At 67.9% G+C, this 15,778-nt stretch carries 10 protein-coding genes; 4 read left to right on the plus strand and 6 right to left on the minus strand.

Annotated elements, in window-relative coordinates:
- From AC1RNQ_RS05940 to AC1RNQ_RS05950, 3 genes are read left to right on the plus strand one after another with little or no spacing between them, the layout of a single operon-like run.
- Positions 1-3,108: a family 78 glycoside hydrolase catalytic domain gene (locus AC1RNQ_RS05940; RefSeq protein ID WP_493169691.1), complete on the plus strand. Its 3,108-nt coding sequence runs from the start codon at positions 1-3 to the stop codon at positions 3,106-3,108.
- A 16-nt stretch (positions 3,109-3,124) separates the two neighbouring features.
- A complete protein-coding gene (locus AC1RNQ_RS05945; protein WP_493169692.1) occupies positions 3,125-3,793 on the plus strand; it encodes an aspartate/glutamate racemase family protein in 669 nt (222 codons plus the stop codon).
- Complete coding sequence (locus tag AC1RNQ_RS05950; RefSeq protein ID WP_493169693.1) at positions 3,790-5,055, plus strand: MFS transporter; 1,266 nt, start codon at positions 3,790-3,792, stop codon at positions 5,053-5,055. The genes AC1RNQ_RS05945 and AC1RNQ_RS05950 overlap by 4 nt, the downstream gene beginning before the upstream one ends.
- On the opposite strand, the gene AC1RNQ_RS05955 is transcribed toward AC1RNQ_RS05950, so the two are convergent.
- The 5 genes from AC1RNQ_RS05955 to AC1RNQ_RS05975 all read right to left on the minus strand — a co-directional run bounded on the left by AC1RNQ_RS05955 (position 5,052) and on the right by AC1RNQ_RS05975 (position 11,257).
- The gene (locus AC1RNQ_RS05955; protein WP_493169694.1) at positions 5,052-6,329 is read right to left on the minus strand and encodes a four-carbon acid sugar kinase family protein; all 1,278 of its coding nucleotides are present in this window, start codon (positions 6,327-6,329) and stop codon (positions 5,052-5,054) included. The genes AC1RNQ_RS05950 and AC1RNQ_RS05955 overlap by 4 nt on opposite strands.
- Entirely contained in the window at positions 6,326-7,588 is a 1,263-nt protein-coding gene (locus AC1RNQ_RS05960; RefSeq protein WP_493169696.1) for a ribulose-bisphosphate carboxylase large subunit family protein, read from the minus strand. Before AC1RNQ_RS05960 ends, AC1RNQ_RS05955 begins: the two co-directional genes overlap by 4 nt.
- A 9-nt stretch (positions 7,589-7,597) precedes the next feature.
- Positions 7,598-8,377, minus strand: coding sequence for an SDR family oxidoreductase (locus tag AC1RNQ_RS05965; protein WP_493169698.1), 780 nt, complete (start codon positions 8,375-8,377; stop codon positions 7,598-7,600).
- 6 nt (positions 8,378-8,383) lie between these two features.
- On the minus strand, positions 8,384-10,207 hold the full coding sequence (locus AC1RNQ_RS05970) for a beta-L-arabinofuranosidase domain-containing protein (protein ID WP_493169700.1): 1,824 nt from the start codon (positions 10,205-10,207) through the stop codon (positions 8,384-8,386).
- Positions 10,208-10,492: 285 nt separating this feature from the next.
- The gene (locus tag AC1RNQ_RS05975) at positions 10,493-11,257 is read right to left on the minus strand and encodes a FadR/GntR family transcriptional regulator (protein WP_493169701.1); all 765 of its coding nucleotides are present in this window, start codon (positions 11,255-11,257) and stop codon (positions 10,493-10,495) included.
- A gap of 341 nt (positions 11,258-11,598) precedes the next feature.
- Between AC1RNQ_RS05975 and AC1RNQ_RS05980 the strand changes: the two genes are divergently transcribed.
- A complete protein-coding gene (locus tag AC1RNQ_RS05980) occupies positions 11,599-13,041 on the plus strand; it encodes an aldehyde dehydrogenase family protein (RefSeq protein ID WP_493169702.1) in 1,443 nt (480 codons plus the stop codon).
- 116 nt (positions 13,042-13,157) lie between these two features.
- On the opposite strand, the gene AC1RNQ_RS05985 is transcribed toward AC1RNQ_RS05980, so the two are convergent.
- Complete coding sequence (locus AC1RNQ_RS05985; RefSeq protein ID WP_493169704.1) at positions 13,158-15,749, minus strand: glycoside hydrolase family 2 TIM barrel-domain containing protein; 2,592 nt, start codon at positions 15,747-15,749, stop codon at positions 13,158-13,160.
- Positions 15,750-15,778 lie beyond the last annotated feature (29 nt).

The raw sequence follows: 15,778 nt of genomic DNA on the forward strand, positions 1-15,778 counted from the left end.
ATGCGCGCCATCGACCTGCGTGCGGACTATGTCAGCGGCTTGCTCGGCACCGAGGCGGCGCACCCGCGCCTGTCGTGGCGCGTCGAGGGTGCTGGGCGCAGGGTCGTGCAGAGCAGCTATCGCATCCGCGCGGCGGCGAGCGTCGATGCGCTGACGGCGAGCGATCTGCTGTGGGACAGCGGCGTCGTGGCGTCGGGGGCAAGTTTCGACATCGCCTATGGCGGGCCGGCGCTGGCGGCGATGCAGCGCGTGTGGTGGACGGTCGAGATCGACGGCGGCGCGGTGTCCGAGCCGGCGTGGTTCGAGGCGGGGCTGCTCGCGCCGACCGACTGGCGCGGCGAGTGGATCGAGGCGGAGGATGCGCTGGCCGCCGCCGACCGCGCGGCGGGGGTCAGCTGGGTGTGGGGCGCCACGTCGCTCGACGCACGGCCGCATGGCTTCCGGCTCGACTTCGAGGCGCCCGCCGACGTGGTGCGCGCGGAGATATTCGTCGCGGGCAAGGATCATTTGCGCGGCGTGTGGGTCAATGGCGCAGCGTCGCCGCTCGACCGGCCCTTCGGCTGGGACACGCATTTGCCCTTCTGGGGGACGCTCGCGCCCTATGACGGCGAGGTAGTGCCGGGGCGCAATTCGGTCTGCGCGCTGGTCGAGGCCGATGTCGAGGGTTTCTTTCCGGTCGATGGCGGCGCCTTTGCAGCGCTGATCCGGCTGCACTGCTCCGACGGGCGTATCGAGCGGATCGTCGGTTCGGCCTTTCGCGTGCTCGCCGATCCGCCCAAAGACTGGATCGCGCCCGATTTCGGCGCGAGCGGCTGGGCACCGGTGGTGCCGAGCACGAGCTGGGCACAGGGCTACCCGCGCCCGAGCGAGCCCGCGATGCTGCTGCGCACCGGTTTCACCACCCGCCGGCCCGTCGTCGCCGCACGCCTCTACGCGACCGCACTCGGCGCCTATGACGCGCGGATCAACGGCAAGCGCGTATCCAACACGATCCTCGCGCCCGAAATGACCGTGGCGAAGAGCCATATCCTCTACCAGAGCTATGACGTCACCGGCCTGATCGCCGAGGGCGACAATGCGCTGGCGGCGATCATAGGCGACGGCTGGTATGCCAGCCCTTTCGGCTGGCGGATCGAGCGCTATAGCTTCGGCCCCGCCCCGCGGCGGTTCCGGGCGATGCTACGAATCGACTATGAGGACGGCGGTAGCGACTGGGTGACGACGGGGCCGAACTGGAAGATTTCGACCTCGCCGATCCCGCTGTCCGAAATCTACGACGGCGAGACCTATGACGCGCGGCTGGAGCAGCCGGGCTGGGATGCGCCGGGGTTCGACGGCAGCGACTGGGCGCCCGTAAGCATCGGCGCTGCGCCAATGGCACGCCTGGTCACACAGACCGCGCCCGCGCTCGAACGCAGGGGCGTGCGCCGCGCGGTCTCCATTGCCGCGCCGCAGCCGGGGCGTTTCGTCTTCGACTTCGGACAGAATTTCTCGGGCTGGGCGCGCATTCGCGCGAAGGGCCCAGCAGGCACCGAAATCAGCGTGAAATTCGCCGAGCTGCTCCATCCCGACAGCACCGCCGACCTGTCGAACCTGCGCCTCGCCAAGGCGACCGACCGCTTCATTCTCGCAGGAACCGGCGGCGAGGAGGTGTTCGAGCCGCATTTTACCTATCACGGCTTCCGCTATGTCGAGGTGACGGGCTATCCGGGGGTGCCGACCGCCGAGGATATCGAGGGCATGATCGTCCACAGCGCATGCCGCGAGGTCGGGAGCATGACCTTCCGCGACGCGCCGCTGCTGCAGACGATCTGGAATAATGCGCTGTGGAGTCAGCGCAGCAATTTCTTCTCGGTCCCCACCGATTGCCCGCAGCGCGACGAGCGCATGGGGTGGATGGGCGACATCCAGGTCTTCCTCGACGCCGCGACGTTCAACATGGAGGTCGATCCCTTCATCCGCCGCTTCTTGGCCGAAGCGCGCGCGGCGCAGCGGCCCGACGGCGCCTATCCGATCGTCGTGCCGCAGCCGCTCTCTTACCCCGACGTCGTAACCGCGGGGTGGAGCGAAGCGGGGATCATCCTGCCCCGGCAGCTGTGGCGGCGCTACGGCGACACCGCGGTGATCGACGAGAATTGGCACGCGATGGAGGCGTGGATGGGCTTCGTCGCGCGGAGCAACCCCGACCATGTCTGGCGAAACGACCGCGGGCTCGACCTCGGCGATTGGCTGTCGGTCGACGCGGTCAAGCCCGACGACGAGACCACACCGCGCATCCTGTGCGCGACCGCCTATTGGGCGTGGAGCGCCGAGCTGATGGCCGACATGGCCGCGGCGACCGGGCGCACCGCCGACGCCGCGCGCTACCGCGACCTGCGCGCGATGATCGGCGCGGCCTATGCCGCCGAATTCGTCGCGGCCGACGGAGTATGCGGCAACGGCAGCCAGACCAGCCAGGTCCTGTCGCTAACGTTCGGGCTGGTCCCCGAAAACCACCGCGCCGCCGCCGCCGAGGTCCTCGCCGCCAATATCGCGGCACGCGGGATGAAGCTCTCGACCGGCTTCCTCGGTACGCCCTATCTGCTCGATGTGCTCGCCGACGCGGGCAAGTTCGACGCGGTCGCGGGCCTCCTCCTCCAGACCGGCTATCCGAGCTGGGGCTATATGGCCGCCAAGGGCGCGACGACGATGTGGGAGCGCTGGAACGGCGACACCGGCGACCTCGCAATGAACAGCTACAACCACTACGCCTTCGGCGCGGTGGTCGGTTTCTTCTACCGCCGCCTCGCCGGGATCGCCCCCGCCGCACCGGGCTTCAGCCGCATCGCCGCACGGCCGCTATGGTTGCCCGCCGTGGGCCGCGTCACCGCAAGTTTCGAATCCCCCGTGGGCCTGATCGCCACCGAGACCGACGGCGACGCGGCGGGCCTCACGCGCTTCGCGCTCACCGTCCCGGCAAACGCCATCGCCGAGGTCGAACTGCCCGCACGCGACTGGGCCGAGGCCGGCACGCCGCTCGAAGCGCACCCCGACATCCGCGATTTCGCCCGTACCGTAGATCATGTCCGCTTCGCGGTCGGATCGGGCAGCTACGAATTCAGAACATAGACCGGAGAGACACGCCATGCCGACGCTCGGACTGATCCATAATTCACCGGTGCTGGCGCCGATCTTCAACGAGATCGCGGCGCGGCTGATGCCCGACGTGCGCATCCTGCATTTCGTCGACGAAAGCACGATCAAGAACACCATCGCCGCCGGCCGGCTCGAAAAGCCGACGATGCGCCGCGTGATCCAGCTCGTCGGATCGACCTTCGACGCCGGCTGCGACCTCGCGCTGGTCACCTGCTCGTCGATCGGCCCCGCGGTCGATATGGCGGCCGATCTCTACGACCAGCCCGTGTTGCGCGTCGACCGGCCGATGGCCGAAAAAGCGGTCGCGACCGGCCGCAGGATCGGCGTCATCGCGACGCTGGCTACGACGCTGAAACCCACCGCCGACCTGATCCGGCGCGTGGCGGCCGAGCAGGGCAAGGATGTCGCGATCGTCGAGCATGTCTGCGCCGGCGCCTTCGACGCGGTGATGGCGGGCGACGGGGCGACGCACGACCGCATCGTCGGCGAGGCGCTGACCGGGGCAATGAGCGGGGTCGACGTCATCGTCCTCGCACAGGCGTCGATGGCACGTGTCGTCGCGAGCCTGCCCGAAGGCGCGGTCGCGGCGCCGGTGCTCGCCAGCCCCGAGCTCGGCATGGCGCGCGCCGCCGAGATGCTCGCGGGCCTGTCGAAATGAAGACGCGCCATGGCGTCCTGATCCTGCTCGCCGCGCTGTCGGTGATCACCTTCATTGACCGCATGGCGATCGCGGTCACCGGCCCGACGATCCAGAAGGACCTCGGCATCACCCCCGAACAATGGGGCTGGGTGCTGTCGGCCTATGTCATCGCCTATGCGGTGTTCGAGGTGCCGTCGGGGGCGATGGGCGACCGCCACGGCTATCGCAAGGAGCTGACGCGGATCACCATCTGGTGGAGCTTCTTCACCGCGATCACCGCGGCGTGCCACAATTTCTGGCAGCTCACCGTCGCACGCTTCCTGTTCGGGCTCGGCGCGGCGGGCGCTTATCCCAACATGTCGGGGGTGCTCTACCGCTGGATGCCGGCGCGCGAGCGGGCGCGCGGGCAAGGCGTGATCTGGGCGGCGAGCCGTTTCGGCGGCGCGCTCGCGCCGTTGTTGCTCGTACCGATGAACGTCTGGCTCGGCTGGCAGGCGGTGTTCGTCATCCTCGGGCTGGTCGGCTTCGCCTGGGCCTTTGCCTGGCGCCGCTGGTATCACGACCATCCGAAGGATCATCCGGGGATCAGCGCCGAGGAGGTCACCGATATCGGCGCCGACGAGGGCGGCGGGCATGCGGGCACGCCGTGGAAGAAGCTGCTCGGCCTGCCGCAGCTGTGGCTGATCGCGCTCGCCTATTTCTTCTACGCCTTCGGCAGCTGGTTCTTTTTCGGCTGGTTCCCGACCTGGCTGGTCAAGGGGTCGGGCTTCAGCGAGGCCGAGATGGGGTTGTACGGCTCCTTGCCCTTCCTCGTCGGCATTGCCAGCAATCTGATCGGCGGGGTTCTGTGCGACCGGCTGGCGCAGCGCATCGGGATCAAGAACGCCTATCGGCTGATCGCGAGCATCTGCCTGACGGGCACGGCCGTGCTGCTGTTTGCGATGAGCCAGGCGAGCGACAAGGTCGCGATCGTGCTGCTCGCCGCCGCGGCCTTCGGGGTGATGGACCTGATGCTGCCCGCGGCCTGGGCGATGTGCATGTCGATCGGCGGGCGTTACGGCGGCACCGCGAGCGGCGTGATGAACACCGCGGGCAACCTCGGCGGCTTCATCGGCACGGTGGCGATCGGCTATATCATCGCGGGCACGGGCAATTACGACCTGCCGGTGCAAGGGGTCGCGCTGATGGTGCTGATCGCCGCGGGACTGTTCGCGCTGATCGACTGCACGAAGGGGTTCGATCATAAGGCGGCGCCGGAGCTGGCGGTGGCGAAGGCCTAGCTACCCCGGCGGACGACCTCGAAGAAATCCTCGCCGCCCATCTGGCCGCCCTTGAGCACCAGTTCGAGCCCGTCAACCGCGGGATCGGCGGCATGCGCGCGCACCAGCGGCGCACCGCGCTCGACCGGTGCAGCCCAGGTGAGCGCGTCGATGCCGAGCTGCGCGACGCCGTGGCTCGAGGTGTCGCCGCCGGCGAAGAGCAGGCGGCGGAGGCCGGTGCGGACCACGACGGCGCGCGCGATGCGGCCGAGCGCTTCGCCCAGCCTTTCGCCCGCGGCGGGCGCATCGCTGCCGAGCGGGCCTTCGGCCGAATGGATCAGCGCGCGTCCACCCTGCCCCAGCGCAGCGGCGGCCGCGTCGATCAGCCGCGCTTCCTCGGCGGCGGAGCCTGCAAGCAGCGCGGCGACGTCGGCGCGCGCGGCGACGAAGCCGTCGGCGGCGCTGCGCGCGATCTGGCGCGCGGTGACGGGCGAACAGCTGCCGCTGACGACGAGCAGCCGCTCGGCCTCGCCCGCATGCACCGTCGGCGCGGCGGCGCCGATCATGCCGCGCGCCTGCCAGGCGAGCACCAGCGCGCGCGTCACCCCCGAGCTGCCGACCGCGAAACGCACCCCGCGACCAAGCAACACCGCGCCGGTCGCGGCGAGATCGTCCATGGTTACGCCGTCGAACAGCACGGCGTCGGCGCCGATGCTCGCGGCATCGAACGCGGCCCCGGTCTCGCCCGCGTGGATGCGGTCGAGCGCGACATGGCCGATGATCGCGCGCGTCTGGACCGCGAGGTGGCGAACAAGATCCGCCTCCTGCATCGGCGTCACCGGGTGGCGCGCCATCGTCGGGTGGCGGTCGATGCGATAGACCGTCTCGCCCGCCGCCGCGAAGAGATTGCCGAAAGCGACATAGCGGCGCAGATGCGGCGCGCCGACGACGATCGCCGCGGGGCCGCCGAACACCGCCACCCCGACATCGAGCGCGCGGCCGATCGATCCGGTGTGCGGGCTGGAGTCGAAAGTCGAGCAGGTCTTGTAATGCACGACCGCGCCCTCGCCGAGCGCAGCGAAGACGGCGGGCAGATGGTCGTCCATCCACGCCGGCGAGCGGCTGCGGCTGTCGCCCGCGAGGCCGAAGGCGCGGACGCCGGCGAAGCGCACGCGGAGGTCCGCGTCGGGGGGGCGGAGGAAGAGCACCGCGGGCACACCGCCCTCGGCCAGCTGTTCGAGGACGTCGGTCGATCCGGTAAAATCGTCGCCGTAGAAGGCGTAGAGCGGGCTCACCCGCCGAAGGCGCCGAGCGCCGCCGCGAGTTCGGGCGCGTCCTTCGCGGCCTGCTCGACGGGCACGCCCGCAACCGCGGCGTCCCACGCCTGGCGCAGTGCGCGCACCCCCGCGGCGGGGCCGCCCGGATGCGCCATGATGCCGCCGCCCGCCGCGAACATGCAGTCGGTGCTGCCGAGCGCGGCATAAGTGGGGGCGGCCTGCTTCGCCGACTGGCCCGACGAGAAGACCGGCATGATCTCGCACCCCTTGTGCGGGGCGGGGAACATCGGCGTGAGGCACTCGCGCGCCGAGGCGATGACGCTGTCGTTGCTCTCGCAGAACTTGTTATCGATGCCGTTGACGTGGCTGTGGTCGATCCCCGCAAGGCGCCACAATTTCTGGAAGGCGATATAGCTCATTCCGATCGCCGGCGAGCGGCCGAGCAGGCCCCAGCCGTTGCGGTGGCCGTGGATCGGCAGCACCGAATGCGCGCGCAGCAGCTTCATCGCGGGCAGCCCGATCGAGTTCATGCTCGCCATGATGCAGGTGCCGCCCGCGGCGGCGGCATGGTCGTGACGCGCGAGCATCTCGTCGATCTCGCCAGTCAGATTGGCTGCGAACATCACCTTCTTGCCGGTCTTGTCGGCGTGATCGTTGATCACGCGCATCACCGCGTCGATCCGCGCCTCGAACGGGCAGTGCGGGCCGTCGGCCTGGAGTTCGTCGTCCTTGATGAAGTCGATCCCCGCCGCGACCAGCCCGCGCACCTGTTCGGCGGTGGCTTCGGGGGAAAGCCCGACGCTCGGCTTGATGATCGTGCCGATGATCGGCCGGCCGTACACCCCCGCGAGGTCGCGCGTACCCGCAACCCCGAACTGCGGCCCCTGGTAGCGGGTGAGGAATTCGGGCGGCAGCGTCAGGTCGACCAGCCGCAGCCCCGAAAAGGCATTGAGCTCCGACAGATTGCCGTTGATCGCCGCGAGCAGGTTCGGCAGCGACAGGCCGAAATTCGACACCGGCCACGACAAAGTGACGCGCGCGCAGCGGCGCTTGCCGTCCCAGCCCCTGGGCACGCCCGAGCCGGGCAGCGACGGTTCGGCGACTTCATCGAGCTCGGTCAGCGCCTCGACGCGCGCGGCGTGCGCCTCGCGCAGCTCGTCCGTCTCGCCGGGCACGCGCACAAAAGTGCCGGTCGACTGCTCGCCCGCCATCGCCGCCGCCGCCGCCTCGAGCGGAAAGGCGGTCTCGATCTCGTAAGTCGCTGTGACGCGGTCCATTTTTTATCCCTAGGACATGATGAGGCCGCCATCGACATTGATGGTCTGGCCGGTGATGTAGCGAGCGTCGGCGCTGGCGAGGAAGGCGACGAGCGCGGCGACGTCGGCGCCGGTGCCCGCGCGTTTCATCGGGATGCCCTGCACCCATTCGTCCATCAGTTCGCCGGGGGCATAGTCGCCCATCAGCCTGCCCCATTGGCGGTCGTTATAGTCCCACATATCGGTGTGGATGATACCGGGACAGATCGCGTTGACGGTTATCCCCTCGGCCGCGACCTCCTTCGCCAGGCTCTGTGTCAGGCCGACGACACCGAATTTCGACGCGGCATAGTGCGGCGTATAGATGAACCCGTCGCGCGCCTGTCCCGATGCGGTGTTGATCAGCCGGCCGGGCTTGCCGCGCGCGCGCAGCCGCCGGATCGCCTCCTGGCAGCAGAGGAAGGCTCCCTTGGTGTTGACCGCGAGGTTGAGGTCCCATTCGCGCTCGGTCAGATCCTCGACCTTCGCGATAGTGATCACGCCGGCATTCTGTACCGCGACATCGACCCCGCCCAGCGGCTCGGCCGCCTCGAACAGCGCGCGCACGTCGTCGGCGCGCGTCACATCGCAGCGCTGCGCGACGACCGCGACGCCATAGCCCGCGAGCGCGCGCTCCGCGGGCGACAGGTCGGCCTCGATCGCACCGACGACGAGGTTCGCCCCTTCCGCCGCGAAGCGCTCGGCGATGGCGAGGCCGATGCCCTTGTTGCCGCCCGTGACGACGATATTCTGTCCCTCGAACCGGCGCATGCCGCGTCAGGCGGTCTTGAAATAGGTCGTCGTGCGCTCGGTATCGACCGCATAATAGGGCACGAACACCAGGTTGCGCTCGCCGACCTTGGCGCGATAGGCTTCGGGATGGCCGGGCATCGGCTGGGCCGCGCCGGGGAGCGCGACGACGTCCTGATCAATGCCGTCCCACGGGTTGAGCCCGACATACATCACCGCGCCGCGCATCAGCGCCTGGAGGTTCGGGTTCTCGGCGTCGACCGGCAGCGTGCGGAGCGGCTGTGGGATCGTCAATTCTACGGTATCGCCCGCCTTCCACGTCCGGCTGATCGTCGCGAGCTGGCCCGGGGTCGCCGCCTGCGCCTTGCCGTTGACCGTCAGCTTCGCGCCCTTGGTCCAGGCGGGAATGCGCAGCTTCATCGCGAAGCGGCCGTTGCCCGCCTTGCGGACCTTGAGCCGTACCGTGTCGCCGACCGGATAGTCGGTTTCCTGCACCACCTCGACCGCGCCGCCGGGGCGGTCCCACGTCACTTCGGACGCGGTGTAGAGGTTCACGAGCAGGCTGTCGTCGTCGTGGAAATAGGCGTTCAAGACATAGTCTGCGACGCCCTGCACCAGGGTGCCCGAACAGCACGGCCATTTCTGGTGATAATAACGCTTCTCGCCCTTCGCGCCATAATCGGAATAATAGGGATAGCCGCCGTCGCTGTCGGGCAGGCGCGTCGCGAGCATCGTGTTGTAGAGCGTGCGTTCGAGCCCGTCGCCATATTGCGCCTCGCCGGTGAAGCGGATCAGATAGCGCGCGAGCTTCAGGTCGGCGAAGGCGCCGCACGGCGTCTCGAAATGCGCCTTCGAGGTCTTGAGGCTCTTCGCGAGATTGCCCTGGCCCAGCACGACGAACTGTTCCTCGGGACCCCAGCCGCCGCTCGCGAAGCGCTGCGGCTCCATGAACTTCCACGCGTTGACGATGGCTTTCTTATACTTCTCGTCGCCGAGGTGGAGATAGGCCTGCGCCCCCGAGGCGTTGCCGATGGTGTGACTGTAGGCGTGCTTGGTCGGCAGCACATCCTCGCCGCGCGCGAGCGGGTCGAACCACTCCTTGTCGAGCATGTAATGCACCGCCATGTCGTGATATTTCCGGTCGCCGGTGATCTCGGCGACGTGGAACAGATTTTCCGAGATCACATAAGTTTCGTCATAGGGCGGCTCGGTCTTGCCGATGCGGTCGCGCGAGACGGGCGATATGTAAGGACGGCATTTCTCGATGATGATCGGCAGCAGGGTCTTCGCCTGCTCGACCCCGCTCAGGCGATAGGCATCGACCAGGCCGACGACATATTTGTCCATGACATAGGCCGCCCACTGCGCCTGCGCGCGCGGACCGGCATAGGGGTTTCTGGCCTCGACCATCGCCTTGCCCCATTCGCGGACGAGCAGATGCACCTTGTCGTGCGCGGCCTTGTCGCCGGTCGCGGCGCCGTAGCGCGCGAGGCCCGAGATGTACTGGCCCATCGTCAGCCCGGCGACGAAGCCGTCCTTGTCGTACCAGCCGCCCATGTCGGGGCCCGGCGCCGGCAGCCCGGCGTTCTGGCGGAAGACCTTGAGGATGCGGTCGTTGTCGAGCGCGAGGAAATGCGAGTGGATATGGTCATATTGCTCTTTGATCCGCCCGCCGGTCAGCCTGACCGCGCCGTACGGAAATTCGTGCATCGCCTCCTTGCCGCGCAGGGCCGCGGGGGCAGCCGCGGCCCATGCGGCGGCCGGCATCGCGGTCATCCCCGCGGCGGCGGTCGCGCACGCCGAACAATGCATGAAATGGCGCCGCGAAAGCGCTGGAGCGGTCGAATCCATCATCATCTCCCTTGCCTGCCCGCCCGCTCGGGGGGGCATTTAGGAATATAATAGTATAATTGATTGGGCAGTGCAATCGGGTTGCGATGGGCAGCATCCAGTGTCCTGAGCCCTCTCCCCTTCAGGGGAGAGGATAGCGAAGCTTGCTCCGTCAGGAGCTAGCGAAGCTTGGAGAGGGGCATAAACGCCAGTGGCCGGCAACCCCTCTCAACTCCGGCTAGGCAGCAAGCTGCCAAGCCTGCGTATCTCTCCCCTGAAGGGGAGAGAGCATGGTCGGCAGCGCTCCTACCTCCCCTTCGCAGCCCCCTCGATGCGCGAGATGCCATGGCCGATGATCGCGCGCATCGCCTGCGCCGCCTTCTTGCCGTCGCCCGCCTCGATCGCATCGACGATCTTCGCATGGCCGCGCACGCTCGCCTTATGCTCGTCGGCCTCGTTCACCGGCGAACTCATGCGGAAGGAGGCGACGAGCGCGGTCTCGATCACCGCCGACAGCGAACGCATCATCGCATTGCCCGACGCGCGCCCGACCGCCTTGTGAAAGCGCAGATCGGCCTCGGCGAACTCGCGCGGGTCGGAGGTCGCGGCGCCCATTTCGGCGACATAGCGCCGCATGTCGGCGATATCCTGCTCGGTCCGCCGAACCGCCGCAACCTCGGCGGCGGCCGATTCGATCGCGACGCGCACTTCGGCGAGTTCGCGGATGAAATTAAGGTCGAACTCCTGGTTGACCTTCCATGACAGCACGTCGGCATCGAAGAAATTCCACGAACTGCTGTCGAGCACGGTGGTGCCGACGCGCGTCTTGGCGACGATCAGGCCTTTCGCGGTCAGCGTCTTGAACACCTCGCGCAGCACGGTGCGCGAGATGCCGAAGCGCTTGAGGATCTCGGCCTCGGGCGGCAGCTTCGATCCCGAGGGCAAAGCGCCCGACAAAATCTCGTTGCCCAGCGCGCGCGCAACCTGGTCGTGGCTCGACCGCGCGGCCTCGCCGAAGCGGCCGAAATCGCTGCGATCCGAAAAGACGGCCCTGTCCGAACTATGGTTCAAGTCGCATATCCATTGGCTGTCGAAGGGTCCCGGGCGCGAACAAATCCGATAGAGAATGGCGCGCCGGAATGCTGCACGGGACGTCTCATATCACTCCCCAATAATCAAATGGAAACGCCGCGGCGGCTTGCTTCGCATCGCGTGCCGTCCCCGCCTCATTAGGCACGCGCTTGGGCTTTCACGCCAGTCGCTGGCCGATCTGTTCGCGTGGCCTTGCACCCTGTTTCGACCTCCTGCCGACAAAAGAGTAATATATCACATCATATTTTTAATATTTCAAGCGCGCGATGCACCGGCTATACGATCCGCCGGCACCTCCCCTTCGGAACATGGAAACGCGTATGGAACTCACCCACTTCATCGGCGGCACCGCCGTCGCCGCCGACACGCCGTTCGAAAGCCTGAACCCGTCGAACACCGACGAGGTGGTCGCCGCCTATCCGGCGGGCGGCGCGGCCGAGGTCGATGCTGCGGTCAATGCCGCGGCCGCCGCCTTCCCCGCCTGGTCGCAAGCGAGCCCCGAGCTACGCGCCGACCTGCTCGACCGCGTCGCCGCCGAGCTGATGACGAAGGCCGCATCGCTCGGCGAACTGCTCGCGCGCGAGGAAGGCAAGACGCGCGCCGAGGCGACCGGCGAAGTGATGCGCGCCGCGCGCATCTTCCGCTATTTCGCGGGCGAAGCGCTGCGCCGCCACGGGCAGACGCTCGAATCGACGCGCCCGGGCATCGACGCCGCGACCTACCGCGAGGCGGTCGGCGCCTATGGCCTGATCACCCCGTGGAATTTCCCGATCGCCATCCCCGCATGGAAGGCCGCGCCCGCGCTCGCCTTCGGCAACACCGTGGTGCTGAAGCCCGCCAATTCGACCCCGGCGATCGCGCACGCGCTGACGAAGATCGTCCATGACGCAGCGGCCAGCCTGAACGCGCCCGCGGGCATCTTCAACCTCGTGTTGGGCCAGGGCGGCGTCGGCTCGGCGATCGCCGAACATCCGGGCATCGCGGGGGTCAGCTTCACCGGGTCGCAGGGCGTCGGCGCCAAGGTCGGCATGGCGGCGATGGCGCGGCAGGCGCGCGTGCAGATGGAGATGGGTGGCAAGAACCCGCTCGTGGTGCTCGCCGACGCCGATCTCGACCGCGCGGTGGCGATCGCGCTCGACGGCGGTTTCTTCCAGACCGGCCAGCGCTGCACCGCCTCGTCGCGGGTGATCGTCGAGGATGCAATCCACGACCGTTTCGTCGCGGCGCTCGCCGAGCGCGCAAGGGCGCTCAAGGTCGGCGCGGCGCTCGATCCCGAGACGCAGGTCGGTCCTGCAGCGAGCGAGCAGCAGTTCGCGCAGAACCTTGCCTATGTCGAACTGGCGCAGCAGGAGGGCGGTCGACTGGTGACCGGCGGCGCGGCGCTCAGCCTCGGCAGGCCGGGCTATTATATGAGCCCCGCGCTGATCGCCGACACCGATCCGGCGATGCGGATCAACCAGGAGGAAGTGTTCGGGCCGGTCGTCTCGACGGTACGGGTGAAAGACTATGACGAAGCTCTCGCGCTCGCCAATGCGGGCAATTTCGGGCTGTCGGCGGGGATCGTCACAAGCTCGCTCAAATATGCGCGCCATTTCCGCAGACACGTGCGCGCGGGCATGGTGATGGTCAATTTGCCGACGGCGGGGGTCGACTATCACGTCCCCTTCGGCGGCACGCGCGGATCGAGCTATGGCCCGCGCGAGCAGGGGTTTGCGGCGGTCGAATTCTATACGCAGATGAAGACGGTTTATACGGCGGACTAGCCCTTTCCCTGCCCCCAATCCGTTCGTGCTGAGCTTGTCGAAGCACCGCTCTTCTCTATGCATCAAGGAAGAACGGCCCTTCGACAAGCTCAGGGCGAACGGGAGATGGGTGGGCGTTATTCCGCCACGATATCGACCGCCGACACGATCGGTTCGCCCGCAACCTTCTTGAAGTCCACGACCAGCACCCCGTCGCTCACCACTGCCGGCAGCGCCACCGTCGCCGCCTTGAGCTTGCCGCCCGCGAGCGCGAAGGGATCGACCTTGCGCGTCGCCTTGCCGCCCGACACCGCGACATTGAACACCCGCTTGCCCGCCGCTTCCTCGATCGGCTCGAACAGGTACAGCGTCACGCGGTAGCGGCCGTTGGCGATGGGTACGCGGTACGCCGACATGCCGGTGCGATAATTCTGGTAGAGTTCGGGCTTGCTCGCCCCCGCGACGACCAGCTGCGGATCCTGCTTCTCGCTCCCCGGCGCGGCATAGATTTCGCGGCGGAAACGGTTGAGCGGCGCGCCGTTGCCGCCCTCGAAATAATTGTCCGAGCCATAGCGCGCGCCATCCACCACCGCCCCGGTGAGCGTGCCGCTCAGGATATGCACATCCTCCGCCCGCCCGGCGTAGCGCCATTCGGCGCTGTCCGTCAGGCTCCCCGCCTCGGCGGCGACCCGGTTCTCGCCGGTGTCGAGCTTGACGCCCTTCCACAGACAGATCGCATCGACGCAGTCGGCCCAGCCGATATCACGCCCGTTGACCGACAGCTTCGCCTTGGGCTGGTTCGAATAGGCGCGGACGTCGACGGTGCGATAGGCGCGGTCGACATAGCGCTTGCCGGTCAGGTGGAGCACCGGCTCCTTCGTCTGCCACGCGGCCTTGTAGAAATAATAGGCGTCCTTGCGCGTCCTCCGGTCGAAGCTCACCAGCCCCTTGGTGTTGACGTCGGTCGCATCGCCCTCTTCGCGCACCTCGCTCGCGGCGTCGAACATCTGCCACACCCAGGCGCCGTAGAGCCAGTCGAGCCCCTTGACCTGGTTCCACGAGCGTTCGTGGATATAGCTCTCGATCTCCTCGGGCTGCGGGCGCGAGACGTTCATGATCTTGCCGCCATGGACATTGTCGGTGTGCTGGCTGATCGCGCCGCCGCCGCCATATTCGCCGAGCGAGATGGGCAGGCCGGGAAAGCGCTTGTGGAGTTCGGTCAAATGTGCAGCGAGCCCGTCGACCTCGGCGACATAGCCCTTGCCGTACCAGCCGAGGTAAAGGTTGAAGCCGACGGTGTCGGCGATGCCCGAGAGGATCGGGCGCTCATCCTCGTCGCCGGGCATCGGTTCGCAGCAGGTCGCCATCGTCGTCGGGCGCGCCGGATCCTCGCGCTTGGCGAGGGTGTTGAGGGCCTCCATCAAGGGCCGCGGGTTCGATGGGGTCAGCCCCTTCCAGCTCCAGTTGGTGACCTCATTGCCAATCGACCACATCGCGACCGAGGGATGGTTGTAATTCTGGCGGATCAGCTCGGTCATCTGCGCTTCGGCATTGGCGAGCATCGCGGGCGGGGTTTCCTTGACCCCCTTGGGCGCGGTCTGGTTGACGAGGCCGAGCTCGGCCCACAGGATCATACCGTTCTTGTCAGCCAGATCGTAGAAGGGCGTCGCCTGATTATAATGCGACAACCGCACCGTGTTCGCGCCGAGCTCGCGGATCAGCGCCATATCCTCTTCATGGTCGGCATCGGTGATCGCCCAGCCCTTGGCATAGCGGTCCTGGTGCCGCGACACGCCCTGCAGCTTGAGCGGCTTGTCGTTGAGGAAAAAGCCCTTTTCCGCGTCGATCGCGATCGAGCGGATGCCGAGCGGCTGTTCCACGCGGTCGAGCACGCGACCCTTGGCATCGCGCAGTTCGACCGCAATGCGATAAAGATAGGGATCGGCGAGCCCGTCCCAGCGGCGCGGGTTCGCGACGATCAGTTGCACCTCGCTCTCGATCCGCCCCGGCGCGAGCGCCGCCTTGCGCTCTTCGGTCGCAACGGCACGGCCGTCGGCGTCGAGGATCGTCGTCGCGACGGTCGCCGCGGTCTTCTTCGCGCTGTCATTGGCGAGACGCGTCTTCACGATGACTCTCGCCTCGCTATCGGTCAGCGCCGCAACATGACCGTAAACCCCCGGCCCGCCATGATCCATCAGGTCGATATGCTGCGGATCGACGGTCAGCTGCGTCACCGGCCGGTACAGCCCGCCGAACATCATGAAGTCGCCCGACAGCGGCACGACATGCCAGGTCGCGCTGCCTTCGTCGGGCTTGCTGTTGTCGGTGCGCACCGCGACGACATTGCGGCAGCCGGGCGTCAGCGCGGCGGTCGCGTCGAGGCGGAAGCGCGAAAAGGCGCCCTCGTGCCGGCCGATCTTCGTCCCGTTGACCCAGACGTCGGCAACGATGCTCGCCGCGTCGAATTCGAGGATCGTGCGCTTGCCCTTCGCGGGCGCGCAGAGGCTGCGGCGGTACCAGCCCATGCCGCGCTCGGCGTTGATCGTCGCGTCGCGCCCGACGCCGGGGTTGCCGAGCCGGTTCCAGCTATGCGGCACCGCGACCTTGTCCCAGCCGCCATCGTCATAGCCGGGCGCCGCCGGCGATTCGTCGGCGATGCCGAAGCGGAACGACCAGCCGTCGGCAAGCTGCTCGACCTCGCGCGCCTGTGCCGGACCTGCGAGAGCCAAAGCCAAAACCCAAATCGCCGCTGCCGACC

The sequence above is a fragment of the Sphingopyxis sp. GW821-FHT12F08 genome (assembly GCF_058806755.1).